General features: G+C 40.0%; 20 protein-coding genes. 8 read left to right on the top strand and 12 right to left on the bottom strand.

From position 1 onward, the window contains the following. Positions 1–83: 83 nt before the first annotated feature. The 8 genes from BMW64_RS17585 to BMW64_RS17550 form a co-directional block, all read right to left on the bottom strand. Positions 84–932: a toprim domain-containing protein gene (locus BMW64_RS17585; RefSeq protein ID WP_090001519.1), complete on the bottom strand. Its 849-nt coding sequence runs from the start codon at positions 930–932 to the stop codon at positions 84–86. Positions 933–1376: 444 nt separating this feature from the next. Then, positions 1377–2477, bottom strand: coding sequence for a hypothetical protein (locus BMW64_RS17580; protein WP_228400951.1), 1101 nt, complete (start codon positions 2475–2477; stop codon positions 1377–1379). Between the two features lie 62 nt (positions 2478–2539). Continuing rightward, positions 2540–3250, bottom strand: a complete 711-nt coding sequence (locus tag BMW64_RS17575) for a helix-turn-helix domain-containing protein (RefSeq protein WP_090001517.1) — start codon at positions 3248–3250, stop codon at positions 2540–2542. Between the two features lie 2 nt (positions 3251–3252). Next, on the bottom strand, positions 3253–3504 hold the full coding sequence (locus tag BMW64_RS17570) for a DUF3853 family protein (RefSeq protein WP_078797545.1): 252 nt from the start codon (positions 3502–3504) through the stop codon (positions 3253–3255). Between the two features lie 18 nt (positions 3505–3522). After that, entirely contained in the window at positions 3523–4056 is a 534-nt protein-coding gene (locus BMW64_RS20515; RefSeq protein ID WP_098972696.1) for a hypothetical protein, read from the bottom strand. A 23-nt stretch (positions 4057–4079) separates the two neighbouring features. After that, positions 4080–4343, bottom strand: a complete 264-nt coding sequence (locus BMW64_RS17560) for a helix-turn-helix domain-containing protein (protein WP_090001513.1) — start codon at positions 4341–4343, stop codon at positions 4080–4082. A 221-nt stretch (positions 4344–4564) separates the two neighbouring features. Then, positions 4565–5410 (bottom strand): RteC domain-containing protein, encoded by an 846-nt coding sequence (locus tag BMW64_RS17555; protein WP_090001511.1) that lies wholly within the window; start codon positions 5408–5410, stop codon positions 4565–4567. 51 nt (positions 5411–5461) lie between these two features. Further along, complete coding sequence (locus BMW64_RS17550; protein ID WP_172523086.1) at positions 5462–7156, bottom strand: helix-turn-helix domain-containing protein; 1695 nt, start codon at positions 7154–7156, stop codon at positions 5462–5464. 290 nt (positions 7157–7446) lie between these two features. On the opposite strand from BMW64_RS17550, the gene BMW64_RS17545 reads away from it, so the two are divergent. Genes BMW64_RS17545 through BMW64_RS17535 form a run of 4 tightly spaced genes read left to right on the top strand, consistent with a single transcriptional unit; the run spans position 7447 to position 9697 of the window. Next, positions 7447–7695 (top strand): hypothetical protein, encoded by a 249-nt coding sequence (locus BMW64_RS17545; RefSeq protein ID WP_078797540.1) that lies wholly within the window; start codon positions 7447–7449, stop codon positions 7693–7695. Between the two features lie 20 nt (positions 7696–7715). Further along, on the top strand, positions 7716–7886 hold the full coding sequence (locus BMW64_RS20775) for a hypothetical protein (RefSeq protein WP_164462394.1): 171 nt from the start codon (positions 7716–7718) through the stop codon (positions 7884–7886). Positions 7887–7897: 11 nt separating this feature from the next. Continuing rightward, on the top strand, positions 7898–9406 hold the full coding sequence (locus BMW64_RS17540; RefSeq protein WP_090001507.1) for a MauE/DoxX family redox-associated membrane protein: 1509 nt from the start codon (positions 7898–7900) through the stop codon (positions 9404–9406). A gap of 24 nt (positions 9407–9430) precedes the next feature. Then, positions 9431–9697, top strand: coding sequence for a hypothetical protein (locus BMW64_RS17535; RefSeq protein WP_078797538.1), 267 nt, complete (start codon positions 9431–9433; stop codon positions 9695–9697). A gap of 17 nt (positions 9698–9714) precedes the next feature. Here the strand turns inward: BMW64_RS17535 and BMW64_RS17530 are convergent, their stop codons facing one another. From BMW64_RS17530 to BMW64_RS20510, 4 genes are all read right to left on the bottom strand, one after another. After that, positions 9715–12192, bottom strand: coding sequence for an alpha/beta hydrolase family protein (locus tag BMW64_RS17530; protein WP_177175319.1), 2478 nt, complete (start codon positions 12190–12192; stop codon positions 9715–9717). A 17-nt stretch (positions 12193–12209) separates the two neighbouring features. Next, entirely contained in the window at positions 12210–13574 is a 1365-nt protein-coding gene (locus tag BMW64_RS17525; protein WP_078797536.1) for a RagB/SusD family nutrient uptake outer membrane protein, read from the bottom strand. 11 nt (positions 13575–13585) lie between these two features. Beyond that, complete coding sequence (locus BMW64_RS17520) at positions 13586–16594, bottom strand: SusC/RagA family TonB-linked outer membrane protein (RefSeq protein WP_090001503.1); 3009 nt, start codon at positions 16592–16594, stop codon at positions 13586–13588. A 131-nt stretch (positions 16595–16725) separates the two neighbouring features. Continuing rightward, positions 16726–17133: a hypothetical protein gene (locus tag BMW64_RS20510; protein ID WP_143052725.1), complete on the bottom strand. Its 408-nt coding sequence runs from the start codon at positions 17131–17133 to the stop codon at positions 16726–16728. Between the two features lie 855 nt (positions 17134–17988). On the opposite strand from BMW64_RS20510, the gene BMW64_RS17510 reads away from it, so the two are divergent. The 4 genes from BMW64_RS17510 (at position 17989) to BMW64_RS17495 (ending at position 22339) form a co-directional block, all read left to right on the top strand. Further along, positions 17989–18498, top strand: coding sequence for a helix-turn-helix domain-containing protein (locus BMW64_RS17510; RefSeq protein WP_164462435.1), 510 nt, complete (start codon positions 17989–17991; stop codon positions 18496–18498). Between the two features lie 504 nt (positions 18499–19002). Further along, positions 19003–20088, top strand: a complete 1086-nt coding sequence (locus BMW64_RS17505; protein ID WP_090001501.1) for a PIN domain-containing protein — start codon at positions 19003–19005, stop codon at positions 20086–20088. 416 nt (positions 20089–20504) lie between these two features. Next, positions 20505–21242, top strand: a complete 738-nt coding sequence (locus BMW64_RS17500) for a DUF6577 family protein (RefSeq protein ID WP_078797531.1) — start codon at positions 20505–20507, stop codon at positions 21240–21242. A gap of 26 nt (positions 21243–21268) precedes the next feature. Next, positions 21269–22339, top strand: a complete 1071-nt coding sequence (locus BMW64_RS17495; RefSeq protein WP_078797530.1) for a nucleotidyl transferase AbiEii/AbiGii toxin family protein — start codon at positions 21269–21271, stop codon at positions 22337–22339. Positions 22340–23422 lie beyond the last annotated feature (1083 nt).

Genomic DNA, 23422 nt, shown 5'->3' with positions numbered 1-23422 from the left:
ATGGTTACAAAGAATAAACAGGATAAATCTTTATCATTATTTTATTCTTACGGAAAACCGTAATGCAAACTGAAAACTATTGACTAAGGCTCTTTAGTTTTGATGAGCCATTCGTTCAAATCTTTATAGCCGTGGTAAATTAATGAACAATCCTCTACATTCTGATAGTCATTCCGGATCTTCAAGGCGACGGATTTTCCGTTTGGATCATTATCAAGAAACAGCAGGATCTTCGGGTATTCTTGTAAAATCTGTTCTGCTTTGAAAAGCATGGCCGTAGAATTTAAAATAAGACAATCACACCCTGAGTTAAGTTTATTTTCCAGGTTCCGGAACGTGAGAAAATCGAAGAACCCTTCAAAAACAGCAATTTCGGAAGTTGGCTCTGATCCGGCCCGAACCAAAGTAACGTCTTTTAAGCCCAGGCACAGTTTCGTGTAGGTATTCCGCACCTCAAAACCGCCTGAATTATTTTCAAAAGCGATTCCGAAATACTTCCTGCCGTAGAATTCATAATCAATTTGCTTCAGGAAATGTTTCTGTTCAAGAACTTTCCGGGCGTCCAGATACTGAATCAACGCAGGATGCCTGATCTTTTTGATCTTTAAAATTTTATAAGAAACCTCTGACGGCTTTTCTACAGGCAATTGCCCGGGATCAAATGAAAGATCAAGTGCTGAAAGGTATTGCAGGGCTTCCGAAACAGAACATTGTTTGATCTGCTGCACGATGGAGATCACATCGTAACTTTTTCCCGTTCCAAAATCAAACGCTGTATTTTTGACATAATCCACGGAAAGGCTGGGAACTTTCTCATCACGGTCCAGCGCAAAATAAAAAGCGGTTCTTCGGTTTTCTTTGACCGGGAAACGGCTGAAAGATTCCAGGACTGCACGGATACTGACCTTTTGTCTGATGTTTTTGCAATTCATTTTTTTTTCTTTTTTAAAGCAAATTTTTATTCACATTTCCCTTTTAATAAAAAAAAGAACTTTTTAATTACTTTTAATATACTTTTAGTAATTCCCCCTGGCGCCTTCTGACAGGCAGATACAGCTATTTTTGAGATGAGTGCAATTCCGAATTCCGAATGAGTGCAATTCCGATATAGAGATGAGTGCAATTCCGAAAAAGGGCCGATTATCGGATGAGTGCAATTCCGAATTCATCATTGCCATTTTTGTCAATATTTGATATTATCCACAATTTCAGGGAGTTATCCACAATTTTTACGGTTATGCAAATCTCGGAATGAGTGCAATTCCGAAATGAGCAGCTAAAAAACCTCAATTTTAACAATTCTTTAACTTTTACGAGTGCAATTCCGAATTCCGAATGAGTGCAATTCCGAAATACGGATGAGCGCAATTCCGAAATCACATAATAACGGGATAACCATTAGGCAGCAATTCGCCCATTTTGGTTTCCCGGTAGATCAGGATCAGGTATTCCTGCAGTTTATTCAGAAAATGAATACCGGTATATTCTGTTGACCTGATTTTTTGAAGCCGGTTATCCCTGATGAATCTTTTGAAGGCCTTTTCGATCAGCTCACGAGTCTGGATGATGTGGATGTACTGATAGGCGAGCTGGTTCATCTGCCGTTCGGTAAGGCGGTACCTGTTTTTAAAATACCGAAGCCTTCTGGTGACCAGGGTATTGTTTTTCTTCTGTTGCAATGCATTATTACCCGATCGTTCACTTAAAAGGACAGGCTGAATATCGATGGTATCACCACGGTAATGGTAGCGGAATGAAAGCGTATTGAACTGGTCCAGGCTTGCTTTAGCCGGTTTTAGAAATTTAAAGCAAAAATCATTGGCAGATTTGTAATGAAGACCGAATTTATTGTTCAGCGTTTCAAGCTTTAAAGCGGTTCCGGTCTCCGGAAGTTTAGACAGCCAGATCGCAAAAATGATATGCTTATTATTCCGGATGTTGTAGACCAGGTTGTACAGTAAGTAATTGTATTCCGGGATGACCAGTAATTTTTTTAGCCAGTAACTGCTGATAAGAAAACTGGTATAACCGCGCTGGTCATAGCTTGGTGTAGAGATCAAACCGCCAAAGGTCCTGATTTCCTTTCCTTTGGTATTGACAGACCGGTACCAACCCATTTTGAATTGAGCTAAAAACTCATAAGCTTCGATGACCTGCTTTGATGAACCGCTTGGCGAAATTTTACTGTTTCGGATCTTCATTGCTGCGAAAATATTGTTGTCTGTCTCAAATTCATCATCGAACAGAGAAAGCTGCTTGGGACGGTCTTCGGGACGAAACTGCTCATTGCTGATTTGCGAAATAATATTGAAAATAACCCGCAGTGCGTTGATCGGAATATCGGCAGCCTGGTTGTCGTCAAAGATAAAATCATCGACAAACCGGTTGCCAATACGGATTCTGTCGTGCACCTTATCCGTGCTGTTTTCAAAGTTTTTGCGTACCAGTCTGACCTCTTTTTCAGGAATTGCCATCATTCAGTGCTGTTTAGAGATGGGATGTATTTGAATTGATATTATAGAAAGAACCTGGCTGTTTCTTACTTTGGCCGCTTGATCCTGGAGATGGAGTCAAGGGATAGATCCTTATCGGCTGTATTCTTCATAAAAGGCATCAGGTTTTTGAGCGACGATTTCCAATCGGTGATGGGCCTTCCGGAGACACTTTTCCAGTTATTCATTTCCCAGGAACTATATTTTTCTGTGATCTTTTGATCCAATGACGGCTCGTAGCCCTCCAGTGTTTGGGCATATTGAAGGAATGTATCCAACGACGGTTGCCCGGTTCCTTTCACAGTCGGTTCCGCAGTGTCTTCATCATTTAATTCGTGTTGCTCGGGCTCTTTTTGCTCGCATTCAGAAACGAGGGAAGTCAGGGAAGTCGGGGAGGAGACAATGGATTCCTCATTTTGCGGCACAACAAGATCTAATAAAATGGTATCTAATTGAATTGTTTCAGGCTTCGATGCCACTGCGTCGTAGTCTATTAGAATACGGTAGGTTGCAGCACCGTCGGTGTCTTTGTTGTAATGAATGATTCCCAGGCTTTGCAGTTTCTTTCTTGCGGCCATTATGGTATTTCTGGATAGACCTAAGGTTTTGCTTAAGTTCCGGTCGGAAATGCTGACCGTGTAGGAACCGCAATCATTCGCAAAGTTCAACAGATAGAAATAAACTGTAATAACATTTGCGTCCAGCTTTGCCTTCTGGTTGAAATTCCAAAACTTCTGTATGAGCTTCAGGTAGTACATTGCTACTTGGTTGCAAAAAGCTTGAGAGCTTTCTTCTTGTCAATAATGATGATATTTCCCCGCTGAATAATCGCCTCATCCAGTATTCCGGACGACTTTATTTCGGAGGCTTTCGAGATTGAGCATCCGAGGATATTGGATAATCCTTTGAGTCCAAACTCATAATTATTCTCGGGGCAAATACTTTTCATCACTTCCAGGTATTCCTCCACGGTCAATTTCCAGAGCGGTGTTTTCGGATCTATATTGTTCATAACTGAGTTTTGCGTTATTTATTGGTGAGTAAGCACTTGTTTTTGCTGTTTTGAAATCCAGTTCCTTGCGGCAGCCTGCCAGCTCGACATCGGCTTGTTACGGTGTACTTTCCAGTTTTGTGACTCGTAAAAGTTGAAAAATGCCAGGGCTTTACAAGAAGAAAGATCACGTTCTGTAAAGTACAGCTCGACCTCAAAAAGATCGGGAGTGACAAACTTTTGTGCCTTTTGGGTTGGAGTATTTGCTTTTCGCGGCGACTGATCCCGTTCTTCAATAATTTCAACAAGACTTCCTTTGTAAGGATCGTAGCTTGGTAAATAGTGGATCAGGCCTGCATTATGCAATTGGCGAATGCACCGGTGATAGGTAGCCAGAGATCTGATCCTGCTCAGCTTCATCACTTCATCACGATAAATCCTGAAAGACTTCCGGAATTGATTGATTGACCACAACTGAAGGAGCGAAACATACATACTGATGTGGGAGGGGAGCATTTGCTCGTCCCAGACCACATTTTCAAAAAGGCGAATGATATTTTTAGACTGTTTCATACGAATGCTGTTACCAATGAATATCACTTTTTATCGCTGCTAAGAAGTTTCTGAATATCTTTGTAGCTGTAGTAGAGGGTTCCTCCGACCTTCGTGTAAGACAGCGAACCGTTGATCCGTAGCGTCTGTAAAGTCCCTGCTGAAATGTTCAGCAATGTTCTGACCTCCGAACTTCGAAGCCATTCTTTCTGGGTTCTGTTCTCTTTTTCAAGTAAAGTTTTGATCTCTTCCAGCAGTTCATTTTTCAGCTGTTGAAGATCCTCTTTGGTTACAATTGATATTTCCATATTTCCAATGTTTATCACTTGACAAAATTTGGAAATCAAAACAGAAATCTTTCGGTAGTTTGTCGGTACTACCGAAAGAATCCGTTGTATCTATTGCAAATAAAGAATTATACTACAGCAGACAATCGCACATCTGCCTAAAGATTAAGAAATGAGCGCTTTTTAACCATTAATCTCTATTTTGCTGTCATAAAAAGTTGAAATTTGAAGATGTTGATCTGTTACCTATTCATATCATCAAGAAACTGGCTTAAATTCTTCTGAAGGAGTGATAAAAATTTGGTCTGATCACTTTTTCGTAAGCGTATTTCACCTAAAGTTTTATGATAGTTGCCAAGGTTAACGTTGAGGGAATTCTCGGCCCAGCGGAATACCTCTGCAAGATCAGTATGTCCACCGTTAAAGCACTTTGTCTGATACAGCGCAAACAGCAGTTCGATTAGAGCCACTTTTGGAGCGGTCCATTCCAGTTTTGGGGTTTGAGAAATGACATTTCGCACTTCCTCCGGTGTACTTAGCTGATCCGTCAGGTACTGATTGAGAAAATCATTGGCAATGATCTGGGCAACGATATGATCGTGAGATGTTGAAAAAGATTCATCGTAACTGTAAAATTCCGGACTAAGTTTGAGTTTAAAATCAAATTTGAAGCGGATAAAATATTTTTTATCAAGATAAGCGGCCTTTCTCCGGTAATAGCTGATAAATTCTTTATGCTCATTATAAAAGTACAGGAGGCTGGTTCTTTCATTCTCATAATAAGTCTTAAGGGTAGGGGGATCTGCGTGGGGTCTTGAAGATTCTATTGCCAGCACTTTGGAATAATAAATATAGATGGCAATAAATTTGGGTTTAATATTCCTGAAGAAGAAAATTTCATCACTCCAATCCAGGAAACGGTACTGCCTGAGAAGGTCTTTTAAACTACGGATGGCGGCATCGGTCTTCATCAGAATCTCTTCGGATCTAAGGACGATATCACTTTCTTTTCGGTTGATCTGGTCGATAGAAGCGGTTAGGTTTTTCCAAAGCAGGTCTGTCTTTTTTCTGAAATGTTGTTGGTTCATACGTTGATTTTTTATGTAAATTCAACGTAAAAGTCGAGTTAATAATAAAAACTATGATTTGTTCATCTCTTCTTTTCTTCTTCGGATAAACTCTGAAGGCTTCATTCCGATAACTTCCGTAAAATGAGCGGCAAATATTTTACGGTTTGCCATTCCGCAGGCATCCGCAAGGGTATCGACCGTATAATTCAGGTACCGGCTGTTTTCTATCAGCATACTGGTGATGTATCCGATCCGTAACTGCTTCAGATACATCGTAAAATTGGTCTGCAGATGATCATTGAGAACATACGATAAAAGGTTCCGGTTGGTGCCGAGCATTTTTGCCACGATCGTCAGGGTAAGATTTTTGTTGAGGAACATTTTTTCCGCTTCAAATTCCTTTAACTTTTCTTTCACCGTAAGGATCATCTCTTCTGTGTAGAGCTTCTTATCGGCAGAAGGGACAGTATTATTTTCGGGCTTAGGCTCTGCCCGGGGTGGGTTTTTGTAATTTTTAAGAATTTCACGGTATTTAAGATCCAGCTGCTTCGCCTTTCTTCGGGACCGAACCAGCAAAAAGGAGCTTACTACCGTGGTGCCGATAAACAAACAGGTGATGACCAATCCCCTGTGTTTCTCTTTTTCAAGCCTGTTCTTATCTTCTACCAATGATTTACGGTCGTATTCGCTGTGGATCTTGGATGCCAGCAGGACGAAATCGGCGCTAATTACTGAGTCGACCTTTAGCAATTGATCGGTATAATATAACTGTTTCTCACGGTCCCCGTTCTTTTTCGCATCATTGATTAAATGTTCGTAAGCCGATCGTATTTCAGGGGTAATAAAATAATACTTATTAACCATTGAATCAACCTTTCTGAGGTAGAGCATTGCCCGAGCCCTATCGGGCTTCTCTAAAAACAACTTCCCCAAGTAAAAATAAACCGTCGTAAGAGATGCGTAATCTTCCTTATCACTTAAAATTTCATCAGCAATCTGAAGATGTTTTAACGATTCATCCAATCGGTGCTGTCTCAAAAGCTGAACCCCTTTACCCTTTTGAAAATAGCCGTACTCTAAGGTCAGCTCTTTGGTGTCGTATAGTTTTGCCAGACCAATCTGAATGAGCGAATCTTCTTTAGAATACAAACGCAGATTTTTATAGCAGGTGCTCAGCCGGTACAGGCTGTTAAAATAACCGAGTTTATTGTTGAGAATGATATTCGGATGATTGTTTTTCAACATGCTCTTCTCATAGTAGGCGGCTGATTTTTCAAAGTGGGATGCCGCTTCTTTATAATCTCCCAAATAACTTTCTACGGTTCCCAAATGGTATACGATCTTATTTTTCAGGTATTCATCTTTAGACTTATTAGAATGGTTATACGCGATTAGGTATAGGTCTAACGCAGGCTTATATTGTCTTCTGTTATAAAAATAGATAATTCCTTTTCCGAGATAGGCTCTGGCGATCTGGTCATAGTCTTTATGCTGTTGGGCAGTCAGAATCGTACTATCGGCATACAATAATTTGGTGGCGATCGTTTTATTGTAGTAGATCGCTTCTTCGTATCCTCTTATTAATTTTTGATAATTTCTTTCTCTTTTCGCTTTATCAATATACATCTGGACAAATACCAGGGCTCTCTCATCGTTTTCGGAATAGGAATCAAACAAACCTGCAATTTTTCCATAAGATTCCCCCTGGTGGATTTTCCGGGCATTCTGTCCATGTGCCAATAATATAAATAAATTGAAAATCATCAAAAATATTTTATTATTTGTGCGCATAATTTAAAAATGTACTCAAATTTACCAAAATTTAGCACCGTATTAATGATATTTAACGCATTTGTGAATTATATCTTTTAGGTGTTGATTTTCAATGCTGTACCGCGATATTTTGCAGTCATTATCTACCCATTATGACTGATTTGAGTACCGTTTGACCCAACAAAATCTTTTCTGAACCTGCAGGCAGCGCTAATTTAGTCCTCAGAATTCTATTTGTGAACCGGCAGCCGGGATGACTTTTTAACCCTTTACAGAAAAATATGAAAAAGTATATCTCAATTTTAGGTTTAGTCACTGCATGGGTATTGCAGTCGTGTGAAAGAAACGGTACAGATTTCACAGAATCTGAAAACCATAATCCAACAGCAATAAATCAGGCGAAAGCATCTGGAAACGAGGGGGATGACGTTCCCGATGTCCCCAGTATGAATAGCTTTAAGGATACCGGAGACGATGATCCTCCGAAAGACAAGCAGCATTGGAAAATTGTTTACGATACACTGCGTTGAATTTCTGATGGTGATACTCTATGAAATCCGAACAGCAAAAGATTACCATCCTTACCGGAAAAAAATGTACGGTAAGCGGGGAGTGGGAAATTGAAGATAGAATAACGACAACGATCTATGTTTCAAAAGGTGAATTGATGCCCTCATACTGCGGGGTCAATGTAAAATGGGTTTTAGTTACAAAAGGATAAAGACGGAAACAATGAAAACCACCGAAAGAAAGTCAGCAGCGTATATCAGTTATTTTTTTATATTATTATTCTGTTATGCAGCATTCAGTAAATGTTATGATTTTGAAGATTTCCAGGTTCAGATCGCGCAATCGCCTTTACTGAGTGCTTATGCCGGATTTGTTTCATACGCAGTGATCGTTGCCGAACTGCTGATCGTCATTTTATTATTCGTGCCCAGAACCAGAATGGCCGGACTATATGCTTCATTGGCAATCATGGTGGCTTTTACCGGTTACATTTACCTTATTCTTAACTATAGCGACTTTATTCCCTGTTCCTGCGGCGGCATACTCGAAAAAATGGACTGGACGGAGCATCTTATTTTCAATATTGCTTGTGTCATCATTGCAGGTGCGGGCATTCTCTTAATCGGTGGTGCCGTCAGTTTACGGCGACGGATGATGATGATCCTGCTCAGCGTGATTGTAAGTTCAGGCACCGTTACTTTGCTGTTTTTGCGGTCAGAGTATATTATTAAGCGGCAGAATAATTTTACGAGAAGATTTCTTCTACATCCCGTACTGGAAGATCAGTCGGTGAAGTTGGATAACGAGCAGTATTATTTTGCAGGCAGTGACCACTCGCATATTTACCTTGGAAACAAGCACTATCCACAAACCCTGGTTACCCTTGGCCACAACCTCGCGGGGATCAAAAAATTAAAAATGGCGCCGTCCGATTTTAACCACACGTTCCGCAATCTGCAGGTTCAGGTAAAAGGGCCATACTATTACCTCTATGATGGGACAGTTCCTGTTATTTACAGGGGAAAACTGGGAAATGCTGCACCCAAAACCATCAGTTACAGGGATGCCTATTTTACACAGTTGATCGTCCTGGATTCCATCCGCTTCGCATTGCGCACCCAAAGCAAGGCTGATAAAATGTTTACAATTGCCCGTTTGGATCTGACCAGACGGCCAAAAGTAGAATTATATCCTGGAATCCTTGAAAAGCAGATGGACGGTGTTTTTGATTCAGATGGGAAACTTACATCCAGTGCTCACTCAGATACGCTTGTATATGCCTACACGTACCGGAATACGTTTTTAATTATGAATAATCAGCTGGAACTGAAGAGAAAGCTGCACACTATTGATACGACCACCGTCGCTAAAATACAGACGGGAAGTCAGTCTAATGGCACTCATAAACTGATAGCCCCACCGTTGAAGGTCAATCAGAATATTTCTGCCAACCGTAACCTCGCCTTTATTCAATCAGACCTGATGGGTAAGCACGAATCAGTCAACGCGTGGAAGAAAGCTAAGGTAATCGATATTTACCGGACGGATAAGCAGGAATACATCGGGAGTTTTTATATCTATAATCAGGGTAAAAATAAGCTCACTGATTTTATTGTGACGGATCACTATCTGTTTGCCATAGTCGGTGATCAGCTGGTAAGATACACCTACCGTAAACCCATTACAAAATATTTTAAACCGGGGGAAGCCGAAAACCTGTCCAAAGAGTAGGCACACATTACAAATACTTTTATTATGAAAAATTTCATGTTTTCTGCTTTAGTGGTACTTTTAGGTACCGGAGCAGCGTTTGCTACCAAAAAGGCAAACAACGTTAAAAGTGCTATCGTTTCCGGATATCACTTCGATGCAGCGCAGGGTCTGTGTATCGATGCGCAGCAGGATTGCAGCAATGTCTTCAGCAACGAGGCCTGTACCTGGTCTGAAGACGGTTCAACGCTTAGAGAAATTGATTCTCCGACCATGTGCGGAAATCCGTTGTACAAAGTTCCACAACAATAACCAAAAGAGGGCTGTCTCTACCGAGACAGCCTTTTTTTCAACTGTTTGCTGATCCATTCAACATCCTTTTTATCTTTCAGGAAGTAGTCCCACCATTCCATTGTCCTTTGGTTAAGATCTGTGATCGCTCTGCTGCCTTTTTCCAGAATGTGTTCCTGGGTAGGGTAGAATAATGCGATAACCTCCTTATTGCTTCTTTTTAGCCCGAGATAGAACTCCATCGTATGATCCCAGCGGACATTTTCATCTTTCATCCCGGTCCATAATAACATCGGTGCATTCACGCAATCTACAAAATGAATCGGATTGTTATCAAAATAAAGCGCTTTATTTTCAAAAAACGACCGCTTCATTTTATACTGCCCGTTTTCAAACTGCCAGAGCAGTGGCATATACGAATCATAGCTGTAGGAAAAATAAGCCCTGACAATATCACTGTGTCCCGAACTTGAGATATAGGTCGAAAACCGGTTGGAATGTGTTGCAATAAAATTGGTTTCATAGCCGCCCATCGAATGTCCGTTCAGACCGATCTTTTTCCGGTCGATGGACTTAAAACCACCCAGCGCATCCAATGCACTGTTCACGCAATCGAGCGCGGACAATCCCGTTCCTCTGTCATCAAAAACAATATCCGGAAGAAAAACAAAATATCCCTGTTCAATGAGCGTGCGCCAGTTAAAGCCTGCACCTTCATCTTTGGGGTAAGTGTAGATGTTGGCATCCTTGCTTTGAATCTGGTAGATATGAACAATCATCGGATACTTTCGGGCAGGATTAAAACCGATAGGATAATATAGGATTCCCTTAAGCGGTGTTCCTTGGGAATTCTGATAAGCAATAATATCCTGTTTGATATTGAAAGCCTGACGGTCAGCGCTGTTTCCACTGTAAAGGACCTGCTTTTGACTTCCTTTAGTATCTTTAACTAAAATCCTCGGTGGCAAATTATAGTTTTCTTCAATCGTATAGGCTACAGTCAGATCATTGCTGAACCGGACTTCCCGGATATGATGTTCCGTAGGACCGATGACTTCCCGGAATTCCTTAGCATCGTATTTAAGGTATGACGTCCTGTTATCCTTATCTTCTGCTTTAAGAAGAAATCGCTTCCCGGAATCAATATTGCTGACTTTGATATTAAACAGGTCATTCACTTTATAGCTGTCGCCTGATACAATCGATACTTCCTTACCGCGGGTACTAAGAAAAGAATTAAACTTCTGCTTTTGGATGTCATAACGGTATAATCCGTCCCTGCTTTCAAAATAGATGAAAAGCTTGTTGTCATCAAACACCGGCTTTTCTAAGCCTTGCTTATTAATTATGGTTTGATTTCCGGACTTAAAATCAAACAACATCCATTGGCTGCTCCGGTCATTCCATCCCAGGAGAAAGGCTCCGTCCGGCGATAGAGTAACATCTGCTGCTTTCTCAAAGATCTGAAAGTATGAATTTTCAGAAAGGTGGTAAACATACAGATCCAACAGGGGAAAACGGGTGCTGTAGTTGTAATCTTTCTGCGGGTCAAAAGCCAGCAGGTAATCCGTGTTATTCGCTGAAGCAAAAACAGGAAAGCGTTCTGCGCTGATAGGTTTTACGGCTTGTTTCCCGACATCCAAAAGGAAATACTCGTGCGAATCTTCTGTTCCATATTTCTTGGCTTTTAGGTTGCTGTCATTGCCATACCATATATCCACTACCTGATCCTTTACAGGTTGAGTCCGGCTTTGAAAATCCAATAGATAGGCTTTTCCGTTTTGAATTTCAGTCACCTTCACATAGTCAAAATCTTTTTTGAGCTCCGGCAGATGGTGGATTACCTGTCCTGACTGGGTATTGACAAAGGTGATATGTCTGGCCGATTTTCCCTGTCCGGTTTCGGTCAGAACGATCTGATTTCCCGACGGCATCATTTCCATTCTGCTGAATTCAGAAGCGGTGACGTATAGCGGCACCGTTTTATCGGCAGTGATGCGAACCAGCTCCGACTGATCGTTCCATTGACGAACCGCATACAAGTATTTATCCTTGTCAGTAATCAATTTTTGGACACCCTTCATCGTCTGGCGAACCTTTCCCTGATGATCGCAGACCGTTAATTCACCATTTTTAGACCACAGAAAGAAGTGGTCCTGACCTGAAAGCGGACCTGCCTGCCGGATGTGGTCATATTCTTTCTGCTTTAAGCCGGATAGATCCATCCATAGCGCTTTTCCATTGCCTGAAGCAATTAAGGTATTGCTGCTTAAAAAAGAAAACTGCTGATTCAATTTAACCAGTGTTGCGATGACCTGACCGGGCTTGTGACGGTCAAACAGCAACAGGGTATCGCTTTGATGTTCATAACGTTTCCTTACCGCCGACCATCTGCCGTCTGCGGAGACTTCCAAATTACCAAGCGTAAAGAAAGAGCGTTCGGGTCCTTTTATCGTATCCCGGCGTTGAAGTACCTGGCCGTTAACCCAAAGCAACAGAAAGAATAGGATGAACATTACTAATTTTCTCCGCATCAGTAGCCGGTGTTTTGGGGATTAAGGTTGGGATTAAGCAGCAGTTCCTTCTGTGGAAGCGGCCACAGCTGATGAAAGGATTTCCAGTTGGGTTTTACAAGAGCCAGATTCTGGAGCTGGTTTTCCCGTTTCAGGTCAAAAAAGCGGTGTCCCATCTCGGTAAAGAACTCTTTGCGGTTTTCCGACAGAATCTCATTGATTAAGGCTTCCTTGGTAACAGGCTGCTGGATCAGCTGGACATTCGCCCGCTGTTTAATGGCATTAACGAGCGGAATAGCCTCGGTGACTTTATCCTGTTTCGCTAAACATTCCGCCAGCATCAGGTAGACCTCTTCGAGACGGTAGACAACAGAATACTCTGTGGTGTTATTGTTGAGATTCTTGTATTTGTTCGCCCTGTAAAAGGTATTGTTATTGAAGGTTACGGCGGTCGTCCATAGCTGTTTCCTACGGTCGGTCGAAGCGAAGCTTTGCATCAGGCTTTGTGATAAGGCGACGCTGGTTGGCGCCGAATTGGAAAAATAGTAGGCGGTGATCTCCTTGGTGGCATCTCCCGGATTTTTAGGCTTCAGCTGCCAGAGGATATGCGTTCCCGACTTTTCAAAAACCTTGGAAGGATCATTCTGAAACTGGTAAAGGGGATTCTGAAGGATTTCTTTCAGCAGGATTTCCGCATCACTCCATCGGTTCTGTAACAGATATACTTTTGCCAGGACCAGCCTGCCGACAGATCTATTGGGAAAGATCCGTTCGGTATTGCGGTACGGTTCCGCTAATAGTGACAAGGATTCATTAAGGTCATTAGCAAGCCTGGCCAGCACCTGCGGTGCTGAAGTTTTTGACAGCGACTGGTTAAGGGTATAATCCGTACCGGTCACATAAGGAATATCCCCAAAGATCTGCTGCAGATAACAATAGAGGATCGATCTTACCAATAATGCTTCACCCTTTATCCTCGCCTTATCAGCTGAAGACAAGCCTGAAGACGCATTGACGCCCTCAATAATGGCATTGGCTAAATAGATCTTCTGGTAGGCATTTGCCCAGTAGCTGTACACCGCAGGATTAGAATCCACCAGCGTATTTTGGAAAAGCTCCAACGTTCCGTTGTTGGAAGTTGTTCCATAAAAGTCAAGGTCATCGGTATAGACGCCCAACAATCGTCCCGTCTGATCTCCTGCCAGCGGCGAGTTGTCCCACAATCCCGCATAGAGACCGGATAAAGCAGCATTAGCGGTCTGAACGTTTTCAAAGACCTGGTCCGAGGTAATCTGGTTGGCAGGCGTGTCTACCTCCAGAAGCTTTTCGCAGCTTACCGTTGACAATGTAAAAATCAGGAATATATATAGTTTGTATCGTTTCATAATGATGAGTTCTAAAGGTTAAACTGCACACCGAAGGCGTAGGTTTTAAGAGGAGGCAGGAAGCTGCTGCTTCCCGTTTCAGGGTCTACTCCGAAATAATTCGTGAAGGTCAACAGGTTTTGTCCCTGGATATACAGCCTGACCTCACGGAAAACATTTGACGATCCCAACGGAACACGGTAGGAAAGCTGGATGTTCTTCAGACGTATAAAAGAAGCGTCTGACACCGAGGCATCACTGCTTTGCAGAAGCGTATGGGATGCATTGGCAGTAGATTGGTAAGGCATATAAAACCCATTCGGATTATCAGGAGACCAGACGTCCAGCGCTTCCACCGGAAGATTGTTCATTAATCCCGGGGAGGTCATCACGCTGTTGTAATTCCTCGCTTTTTGCTTCACAAACTGGAACAGGAATGAAAGGCTCAGGTTTTTGTACTGCAGCTGGTTGGTCCAGCCGCCAAAGTACCGCACCCCGATATTTTCGATTACCTGCCGGTCATCCGGCGAGGTGATCTTACCATCCCCGTTAAAGTCCGTAAAGCGGTACTGACCCGTTTGTGGGTTGATGCCTTCAAGATGGTAGAGCTTTACGATGCTTATCGGTTCCCCGATGACATACATATTCGCATAGGTTGAACCAGATAGTCCCGGAAAATCGATCAGCTTATTCTTTGGAAAGCTGATATTGAACCCGGTTTCCCATTTAAAGCTGCCTTTGGTAAAAGGGCGGGCGTTCAGCTCCAGTTCCACTCCAGTATTCTGAACGGTTGCATTCAGGTTCGCACTCACGGATGTAAATCCGGTCAGGGCAGGTAATTGATAGCCCACCAGCTGGTTGGTAGACCGGTTCCTGTACCAGGCTGCCGTTAGGTTGATGCGGTTCTTAAAAAATCCCAGTTCGAGGGCGGCTTCCAGCTTTGTCGTTTTTTCCCAGCTGAAATCCGGATTAAAGAGGCGGGACGGAATAATACCGGTAACGCCATTGTAGATAGACGTGGAAGAAACCGCAAACGTATCCAGGTATTGGTAGTCTCCGATATTATCGCTTCCCGAGGTTCCGAGACTTCCGCGCAGCTTTCCAAAGCTCAGCCACTCAGACTCTTTCAGAAACTTTTCATTAGAGAAAATCCAGGCTGTACCCACAGCCCCAAAATTAGCGAACTTGTTATTGGGTCCGAAACGACTGCTGCCGTCCCTTCGTCCCGTGACATTCAGAATATATTTCTTATCCCACTGGTAATTGATCCGCCCGAAAACCGCAGCATAACGGTATTCGGTGGTAACCTGGTCATTGATGACCTTTGTTTGGGCTGCCGAAATATTCTGGATAAAGATATTGCTTTCAAAACCTGTCCCTCTCATAGAACCCTGCTTTGTGACATCATCCTGATAAGTTATACCAGCAAGGATGTCGATACGGTTGCGACCTTTCTCAAGAAACCAGTTCGCCTGCGGTTCGAGAATAAAGGAGAACCGTTGCTGGTTATATTTGTAGGCCTGCGAGTAAGCGCTGGACTGTCCTGTTACAAAGGCAGGATTATAAATGGTATTAGGGCGTAATGACCATTCCTCAAAAGTCTGGTAATTGATACCGGCATTTAATTTAACCTTAAGGTTTTTAACAACCTCGTACTCTGCGCTCAGATTATTCAGGTACTGGATGTTTTCGTTAGAGTAGGTGGCGTTATAGGCGGCGACAGGATTGGTAAAACTATTGTTCGCCCAGTTCAGACTTCCGTCCTCATTATAGAGCGCCGGGGCATTAGGAGCCAGCAGGTACGATTGCCTGCTCACATCCTCGTTGATCACATTATTCTTCTGGATCGTAAAAAGATTGGAAACATTCAGCGAAAACCGCCTGTCTTTAGAATGGTGGGCGAGATTGCTGGAAATATTGTCCGTGCTGTACTTGAAATCTTTTGAATAAACCGTCGTCTGCTCATTATGGCCATAGCTGATGAGGAATGTGGTATCTTCATTACCACCGCTCAGGGAAAGCTGTGTATTGGATGCCGTGGCCATATTGCCGATGAGCGTTTTATTCCAGTTGGTGTAACGCTGCGGATCCCAGGTTCCGTTCACGTCGTATGCCGTAGAAGGGTAGGTAGTAACCCCGCTTTTGGCATAAGCCTGCCTGCGCATATTCAGGTATTGCTCCGTATTCATCATTTCGAGATTGGAGATAATTCGGCTCATCGAATAAGAGCTGTTGAAAGATAAGCCCAGTTTCCCGGACCGGCCTTTTTTGGTGGTGATCAGCACCACGCCATTAGCACCGCGCGATCCATAGATGGCTGTAGCATCAGCATCTTTTAAAATCTCCAGGCTTTCGATATCATTGGGTGCAATGCTGTTCAGGGGGTTCATACTGCCGCCGGCAATGGCTGAACCAGAATATTGCGAAGCTACCTCGCCTCCGATAGGAACACCATCCACAACATACAAGGGCTGGTTGCCATCCACACCACTGGTGGCTATCGTCCGGAGTGAATTTCTGCCCCTGATCTCTATCTGGTAGCCGCCGCCGGCAACCCCGCTGTTCTGGGTGATATTGACTCCGGATAATCTTCCCTGGGCTGCGGACAGGACATTGGTGACAGGCTGGTTCGCAATATCTTTTGCAGAAACCTTCGCAATGCTTCCCGTGCTTTCTTTCTCCCTTACCTTGTAATATCCGGCATTGAGCACCACTTCCTCGATCTGCCGTTCCCGTCTATCCATTGACACGCTGATCGAAGTGAGATTTCCGATATTGATTTTCTGTTCCGGATAGTCCGGATGTTTAAAAATTAATATTAGATTCTGTCCGGAAACCTGAATCTGATATTTTCCGGAAGCGTTGGTCATCGTAACTGCATCAGCGCCCTCCTGGAATACCGAGACACTGCTGAGCGGCTGCCCGTTTTGTGTGACTGTTCCCGAGATGGTTCTCATTTGTCCTATGGCCATTCCCGAGAATAGCAGGCTGCTGAAAGCCATCCATTGGAGATGGCCCAGCCTGCAAAAGTTTTTTTTCATACCTTTGAATAGGGTTTATTTTGTTAAACTTTGCTCTTTCCAGCGTGGCGTCAACTTTGCGGAAAGAGCTTTTCTTTTTTGGTCGATTAATTTTTTTTCTCTTTTTAAAATGATATTTTCTTAGGCCGTTATTATGTTTTGTTATCTTTTTGCTGAATTAAATACGCCGCATCAAGCATTTTTACAAGATGGATATAGACCGCTACGATCCTGGCACCATCAGAATAGGAATTGGTATTTGTTGACAAGCTGACTATCGCTGCAAGATAATAGTCGAAGTCTTTGACAGCGTACTCTGCGAAAGCACGATGGAATACTAAAATTGGATTAAGATATTCCTCATTCGACAAAGATCTTTGCGTCAACAAATTCTGACTCGCGGAATGTTTTGCAATCGTCCATTGGTTGTCCTTCAATGCTATTACATGACAGGCACGCAGCAAGGACCGCAAGGACTGATGAAAGCGAAAGACTACAGAAGAATCTTCCTGGATCACCGTGTTATTTTTCCCGGCACAGATCATTAGGTTGTTGAGCATTTCTTTGGCGGTCACCAAATCATAACCCTTGAAAAAGGATTTAATTATCCTTAAGCTGGAACGCTTCCTGCTGACAAACCAAAATCTGTATTTAAAATCTATTCTTCTCCTCTTCAATGGCTATTTCTACTATTTGTTTTTAAAAATCGTATAGCAGGAAGTGTTGCTTGTCCAGGATCTTCCTGCCTATACTGATCAAAATTTAATATGAATGAAAAAAATGTCTTATGTAAGCCCTAAAGCCGCAATGGACGGCGCCATTGTGTAATGTCTTTTTTATTTAGCGGTAAATTCCTTTCGGGATGAAAATAATTTTGGAATATTAAAAGAAAGCGAGTATTTTTAAGGTTTGAGTTTAAAGCATAGTCGGGCTTTCCTTTTACAATTAAAGGAATTTCGGATAGTGTTGTTAATACATTCGGTTAACAGTTGCTGCAGGTTATTGTTGAAGCCGCAGGTACCGGTTGTACTTTCTATATTATGCTTGCGGACTATTCCGGTGGGCAGATAAGAAGAATGGTTGAAAATGTCGTCCTCATAATATATAATTTTAGTTTTATGGAACGAGTCTTTGAAGGAAAGGGTGGAGCCTATCTTCAACTTTTATCGCGGTACGGCTAAGAACCTGTGACGAAGTTTCCGATAGGGTGTCCACCCCCATAAAATGCAAAGGTACAAAATATGAGGTTGCGACAACCCTACTGGTCTTGCGTCATCTAAAAATTAGCCGTTTTCGATAACAAGACTCATGTTAATATTGGTCGCTTATACTTTATGTATGTTGTATGACAAATGTATAAATTATAAATAATATATGCAAATAAATAATTAATTAAGTGTAAAATTACATATAAATTGGATAAATCTAACAAAAAAGCAAGATTAGTTTCTCCCGAATATCGGGGAAAGATTGGGAAAAAGCTAAAGCAGAAAAGAGTTGAACTAGATCTCTCTATTAACGATATTGCTTTCATGACAGACATGACAGATAATACTGTAGTTAGTATTGAGAAGGGTATTACTACAAATATTGATTATTATGTAGAATATGCTAAGGCTGTCCAGTATCCTTTAGAAACATTAGATGATTTTAATATTAAACTGGTGCCTCTAAAATCTCTTCCAGACGACAGGAAGGCAAAAGCAAATTTAACTGGCAAAATTCGAAAATGGATTGTTCAGTCTAGTTTTCTCGCAACGGGTAAAACTGTGTCAGAAATTAAAGAAGAGTTGGTTAAGTTAAAGCTAATTGAAGCCACCAAAGTTTCATCTACTGAAATTGCTGGAGTAATGCGAAATTTCGTTATTGATGATACTATAAAAGTGGAAAGTAAGGTGGGAAGGAAAAATCTTTATATCAAATAGATAATCTTTTAACTTTCTTATGCTAATGACTAATGAGTTTGATAATGCTTAGAATTCAGATACTTATAAGTTGCAAGGCTTTTAACAGTGATTGAGTAATTAATGATAGAAGGTAATAAAAATATATACTTGCGACGAAAATATTTGAACATCTGAAAGCTTTCGATGAGGAGTGTTTTGATGATTAGGAGACTATATTGTAAAAATGATATTTCATGCTTCATTCTATTTGCTTATTTCCTTATAATATCGATCAGAACATTGATTAAGAACCTCATTGGTTTCCCGCAAATCTTTTGATAAAAGTAAAACCCAAATCGAAAGTCCGATGATAATAGCTGTAGAAATGACACAATATATTTTTAACTTTTTCATAATGTATTTTTGTAAATATAAAGAAAATTATCATGTTGTATTATTTGAAAGATTCAGAGAAAAATATGTCTTTCAAAATTTATATAGTTTCAAAAGCTAGTTTGTATATTTGGTTATTATGTGTATTCTATGAAAATACTAATTGATAGTACAACGTACAAGCAGGACAAAACACTCAATAAGTCGGACTTTTCGCTTTTAAAAGATTTGGGTAAAAAGAAACTTATTGAAATAAATATACCTTGGGTAGTGTATAAAGAAGCTACTACGTCAAGTGTTCAGGAGTCTCAAAATGATTTTCAGCAAGCGATAAATAAATTAATATCATTAGACAAAAAAGGAGTTCATCCCAATCACTATAATGATATTATAAAGTATGTGAAGAAAATAAATGAATTAAAAATTGATTTTGAAGAATCTGTCAAGAGACTGTGGGATGAGTTTATTAAAGATTCAAACGCAATTTTACATCCATTTAATCCCAAACATAGCACGAAGGTTTTTGAAAATTATTTTAGTGGCGGCGAACCTTTTAAAAGCCTAAAGAACAGAGATGATATTCCCGATGCATTTATTTATGCTCTTATAAAAGATATTTCGCGTAAAAATAAATTGGTGTTAATCTCAAATGACACCAATTTGTCGGATAAATGTGGACCCGATAAAAACATATTGATTTTTAAAACTTTAAAAGATTTTTATTCATCTATGGTTTTTGAGTCAATAAATGAAAAATACAAATCCCTGCTAAAAGTAGAAAAGTATAATGATGCATTACAATTTCTGCAGTGTTGTGAAAACGTAATAAAGAAAGAAGCTCTTTCCTTTGCAAATTCAATTTCTCATATTGAATTTGAAGAACCCTCTTTGAAATCTGAAAATAATGAAGGAACAATTATTGGTTATGGTGCTGATGAAGTAAGAGTCAAATGGAAGGATGCGAAGAATATTGCAGAGCAGATTTTTCTTCCGATAGAGGTCTCGGGTCTTGCATTGATTGATTATTTCATTTTCAAAGCTGACTATTGGATTTACGAGAACCGACCTCAGATTGCAGACGATTGGAATGAACACTTTTATAGGGTGGAGCAAGAATGCAGAATGACTTTATTTATTACCTTTAACTTTAACATTGAGCAGATGTTGGAAATGAAGAAAAATGATGAAGAATTGGAGTTGCAAATTAATTCTTTTGATACAGTAAGATTAGATTAATGGCAAGACTGCTTGCATTAAAAATGCAATTTAAATCTCAAAAACCTCTATTTTTCCTGACAGGGAATTTTGGAATTATGATGTATCAGTACATTAGAAATCTATTTACTTCTTAACCTTACTAATCATTGTTTGTACACCTTAGATTTTTACTTCGCTACGCAGCGAGTTAAACATGGTCAATTTTGGAGTAGTTTATATTCAAACATTTGGCAATTATATGAATTTTCTGCCGAAAGTTTGAAATAAGTTTTCGATTCATTGCTGTATAATTAATTTTATTATATTAATTTAAATTAGTCTTATATATACTTATTTACTAGTATCTTGTTTATTATAAAATGTATAAAAAAATTCAAACTTTCGGCAGTAAAATAATTATTTTGCCGTAAGTTTGTATATATATTGTTATTTGCATGGTAAAAAAAGAAAGAGATAAAGTAGCACTAAAAGAATATTTTAGGAATCAATCAGAGCTTTCCTTAGATGATTTGCGCGCTTATTTTAGAAAAGATGACTCTGAGATTCCAGATACAACCATAAGGTGGAAAGTATATGACCTTGTTAGATCGTCAATACTGCATAGAGTAGGGAGAGGATTGTTTCAACTCGGCGATGCCAAGCAATATCAGCCGGAACTATCTTCCAGGTCAAAAAAAATCGGCACATTCATCCGGAAAAATTTTCCTGATGTTTCTTTTTGTGCTTGGAACTCGGATTTATTAAACGAATTCGCTCAGCATCTGAGCGCATATCCATTCGTGCTTGTAGATATTGAACGTGATGTTGCAGAGTCTGTATATTATCAGCTAAAAAATAATTTCAGCGGTGTGTTTCTACGTCCTTCAGAGATGCTTATAAATGATCTTCTTCCTGACTTCCGTTCTCCCATTATAGTTAGGTATTTGACAACAGAAAGTCCTTTGAGTGAAGAAAAAGGTCTGCCCCTCATTAGCCTCGAAAAAATGCTGGTAGATATATTTTGTGATCCTGAATTTACTTTTCTTGCAGGCAGTGAACTCAGAAGTATATTTGTTAATGCATTTCAAAAATACATCGTAAATGAAAATAGGCTTTTACGATATGCTGACCGAAAGGGCAGAAAACAAGACCTTATTAAATATATATACGATTCTAAATTTCTAAAACAATAACCATTAGTTTTAAATTCTAAATTATTATGATATCAAAAGACAGTCTTACTACTGAATGGCTGAACAGTGTCTCTGTAAAGAATAACAGAGCAGATAAAATTCTTATAGAAAAAGTAATTAGAGCATTACTTCTCCTTGAAGGCCTAGTGAAGTCTGATGTTCAATTTGTTTTTAAAGGTGGAACAGCCCTTATGTTATTGATGAACAGTACCAAACGTCTTTCCATTGATATTGATGTAATTATCAGTAACCCAAAGCAAAACCTGGAAGAGAAGTTCCAGGGATTTTTATCTGAACAAGGATTTACAAGGTTTGAGGAACAACACCGGCAAACATCAGGCGACATTGAAAAAGCACATTACAAGTTTTTTTACACACCTGTTCATATGTCTAATATGACTGAAGACTATGTATTGCTGGATATTCTATTTGAAGAGCCGCACTACACAAAAATTATAAACTTTCCCATAGATTCAAGTTTTATCAAGCAGGATGGCGACCCTATAAACGTTAGTATCCCATGTCATGAAGACATTTTAGGGGATAAGCTTACGGCTTTTGCACCTAATACCACTGGGATACCTTATGAAAAAGGCGGCGATTCGAGGACGATGGAGATCATGAAACAGCTTTTTGATATTGGAAGTCTTTTGGAACCTGTTACTGATGTAAACATAATTGGTCAGACTTTCGATATTTTTGCCAAAACAGAGATTGGTTATAGAAATTGTGAAACTGATGAAAACGGAGTACTTGATGATATTTATGACACGGCATTGCATATCTGTTCGCGAGGGGAAAAGGGAAGGGGGAATTTTAAAGCACTATTATCAGGAATTAATCAAGTAAAAAGATTTATATTCTCAGAAAATTATCATTTAGACAGAGCTATCACCGATGCTGCAAAAGCTGCCTATCTATCAACTGTTCTTAGATATAAAGTAATGAAACTTGAAAAATATCAAGGGCTGGAAAGTATAAAAGAGCTAGTGATCGATCAGAGTTTTGATTCCAAACTCAATAAGTTGAAAAAAGGAAATCCTGAAGCCTTTTTCTACTGGTATCACATATCTCTTATACGACAACAAAAACAATAAAACTAGCATATTAAGGCTGTTACCTTTTACTAATTTATATATGATTAGCAACTTTACAAGTTGCTTTAGCAATAGCAAATCAGTATAATTCTGCAAATTTTGGAATGAAATAGAGAGAGAAGAAAATAAAATCATCACAATCTTTATTTCTATCTTTGCATCGAATCTCATATAAAGTGAGTTTTCATGGTTATTAGTTTTTAGTCCCCGGTAGACCTGGGGACTTTTTTACGTGTAACTCGCAGCAAAAGAATGTTGTGTATTCATCTCCAACTCTGCTTACTCTGTAATTCTCATTACGCACGCAACTTTAATCAATCTTCGAGTTTGCTACAAAATACAGAATCCTTAAAAGAACTTTAGAACTACATTAAAATATGGGGTTTTTACGGATTGTGAAGACTTACTAATTTCTTTAGGTTAGTGCTCTCATTAAAAATGTAAAAAATACGGGGTTTGAGTTTTTTATTGATTATGCTAATTAATCACCGTATTTATAATTAATTGTTAATGAAGTACTTAAAATTAATCAAAATAAATCAAATTGATACGACAGTTTTTGTCGTATTGGTATCCGCAAGGTTTCATTTGTCTCAAATTGCAAAGTTGTCCGAGAGTGTTTTTATCTGATTGGTTTGGCATTTAACAAAAAAAAGGGTAGCCAAAGCTAACGCGTGAAAAAGGATACTGTGCATATAACACTTTACAGATGAAAACACAGATACTACGAAGTAAGTAGTCAAACTATATCATGTAAATCGAATTGAATACTTGCTAACTGTAGAAGTGGGTTTAGAATGCTTTGTATTTGCAGCAGCAGGCAGTTATAAGAATTAACCGCAACAAATGCAGCAAGGGTTCAACTTAAAACGTAAATTTGTCTATTGTGCTTAATATTAGTATTGAACAAAATATGAATACACTCTTTATCAAAAATATGGTTTGCGACCGTTGCATTATGGTGGTACAAAACGAATTGGAAAAACTTGGATTAGATGCTAAAAATATAAAACTGGGCGAAGTTATTCTTTCCAAAGAAATAACATCTCTGGAAAAAGAGAATTTGTCCAAAACTTTAGAGCC

The sequence above is a fragment of the Chryseobacterium taichungense genome (genome assembly GCF_900109935.1).
Taxonomy (GTDB): domain Bacteria; phylum Bacteroidota; class Bacteroidia; order Flavobacteriales; family Weeksellaceae; genus Chryseobacterium; species Chryseobacterium taichungense.
Note: the sequence above shows the minus strand (reverse complement) of the source record. Positions and strands in the feature narration are given on the sequence as shown.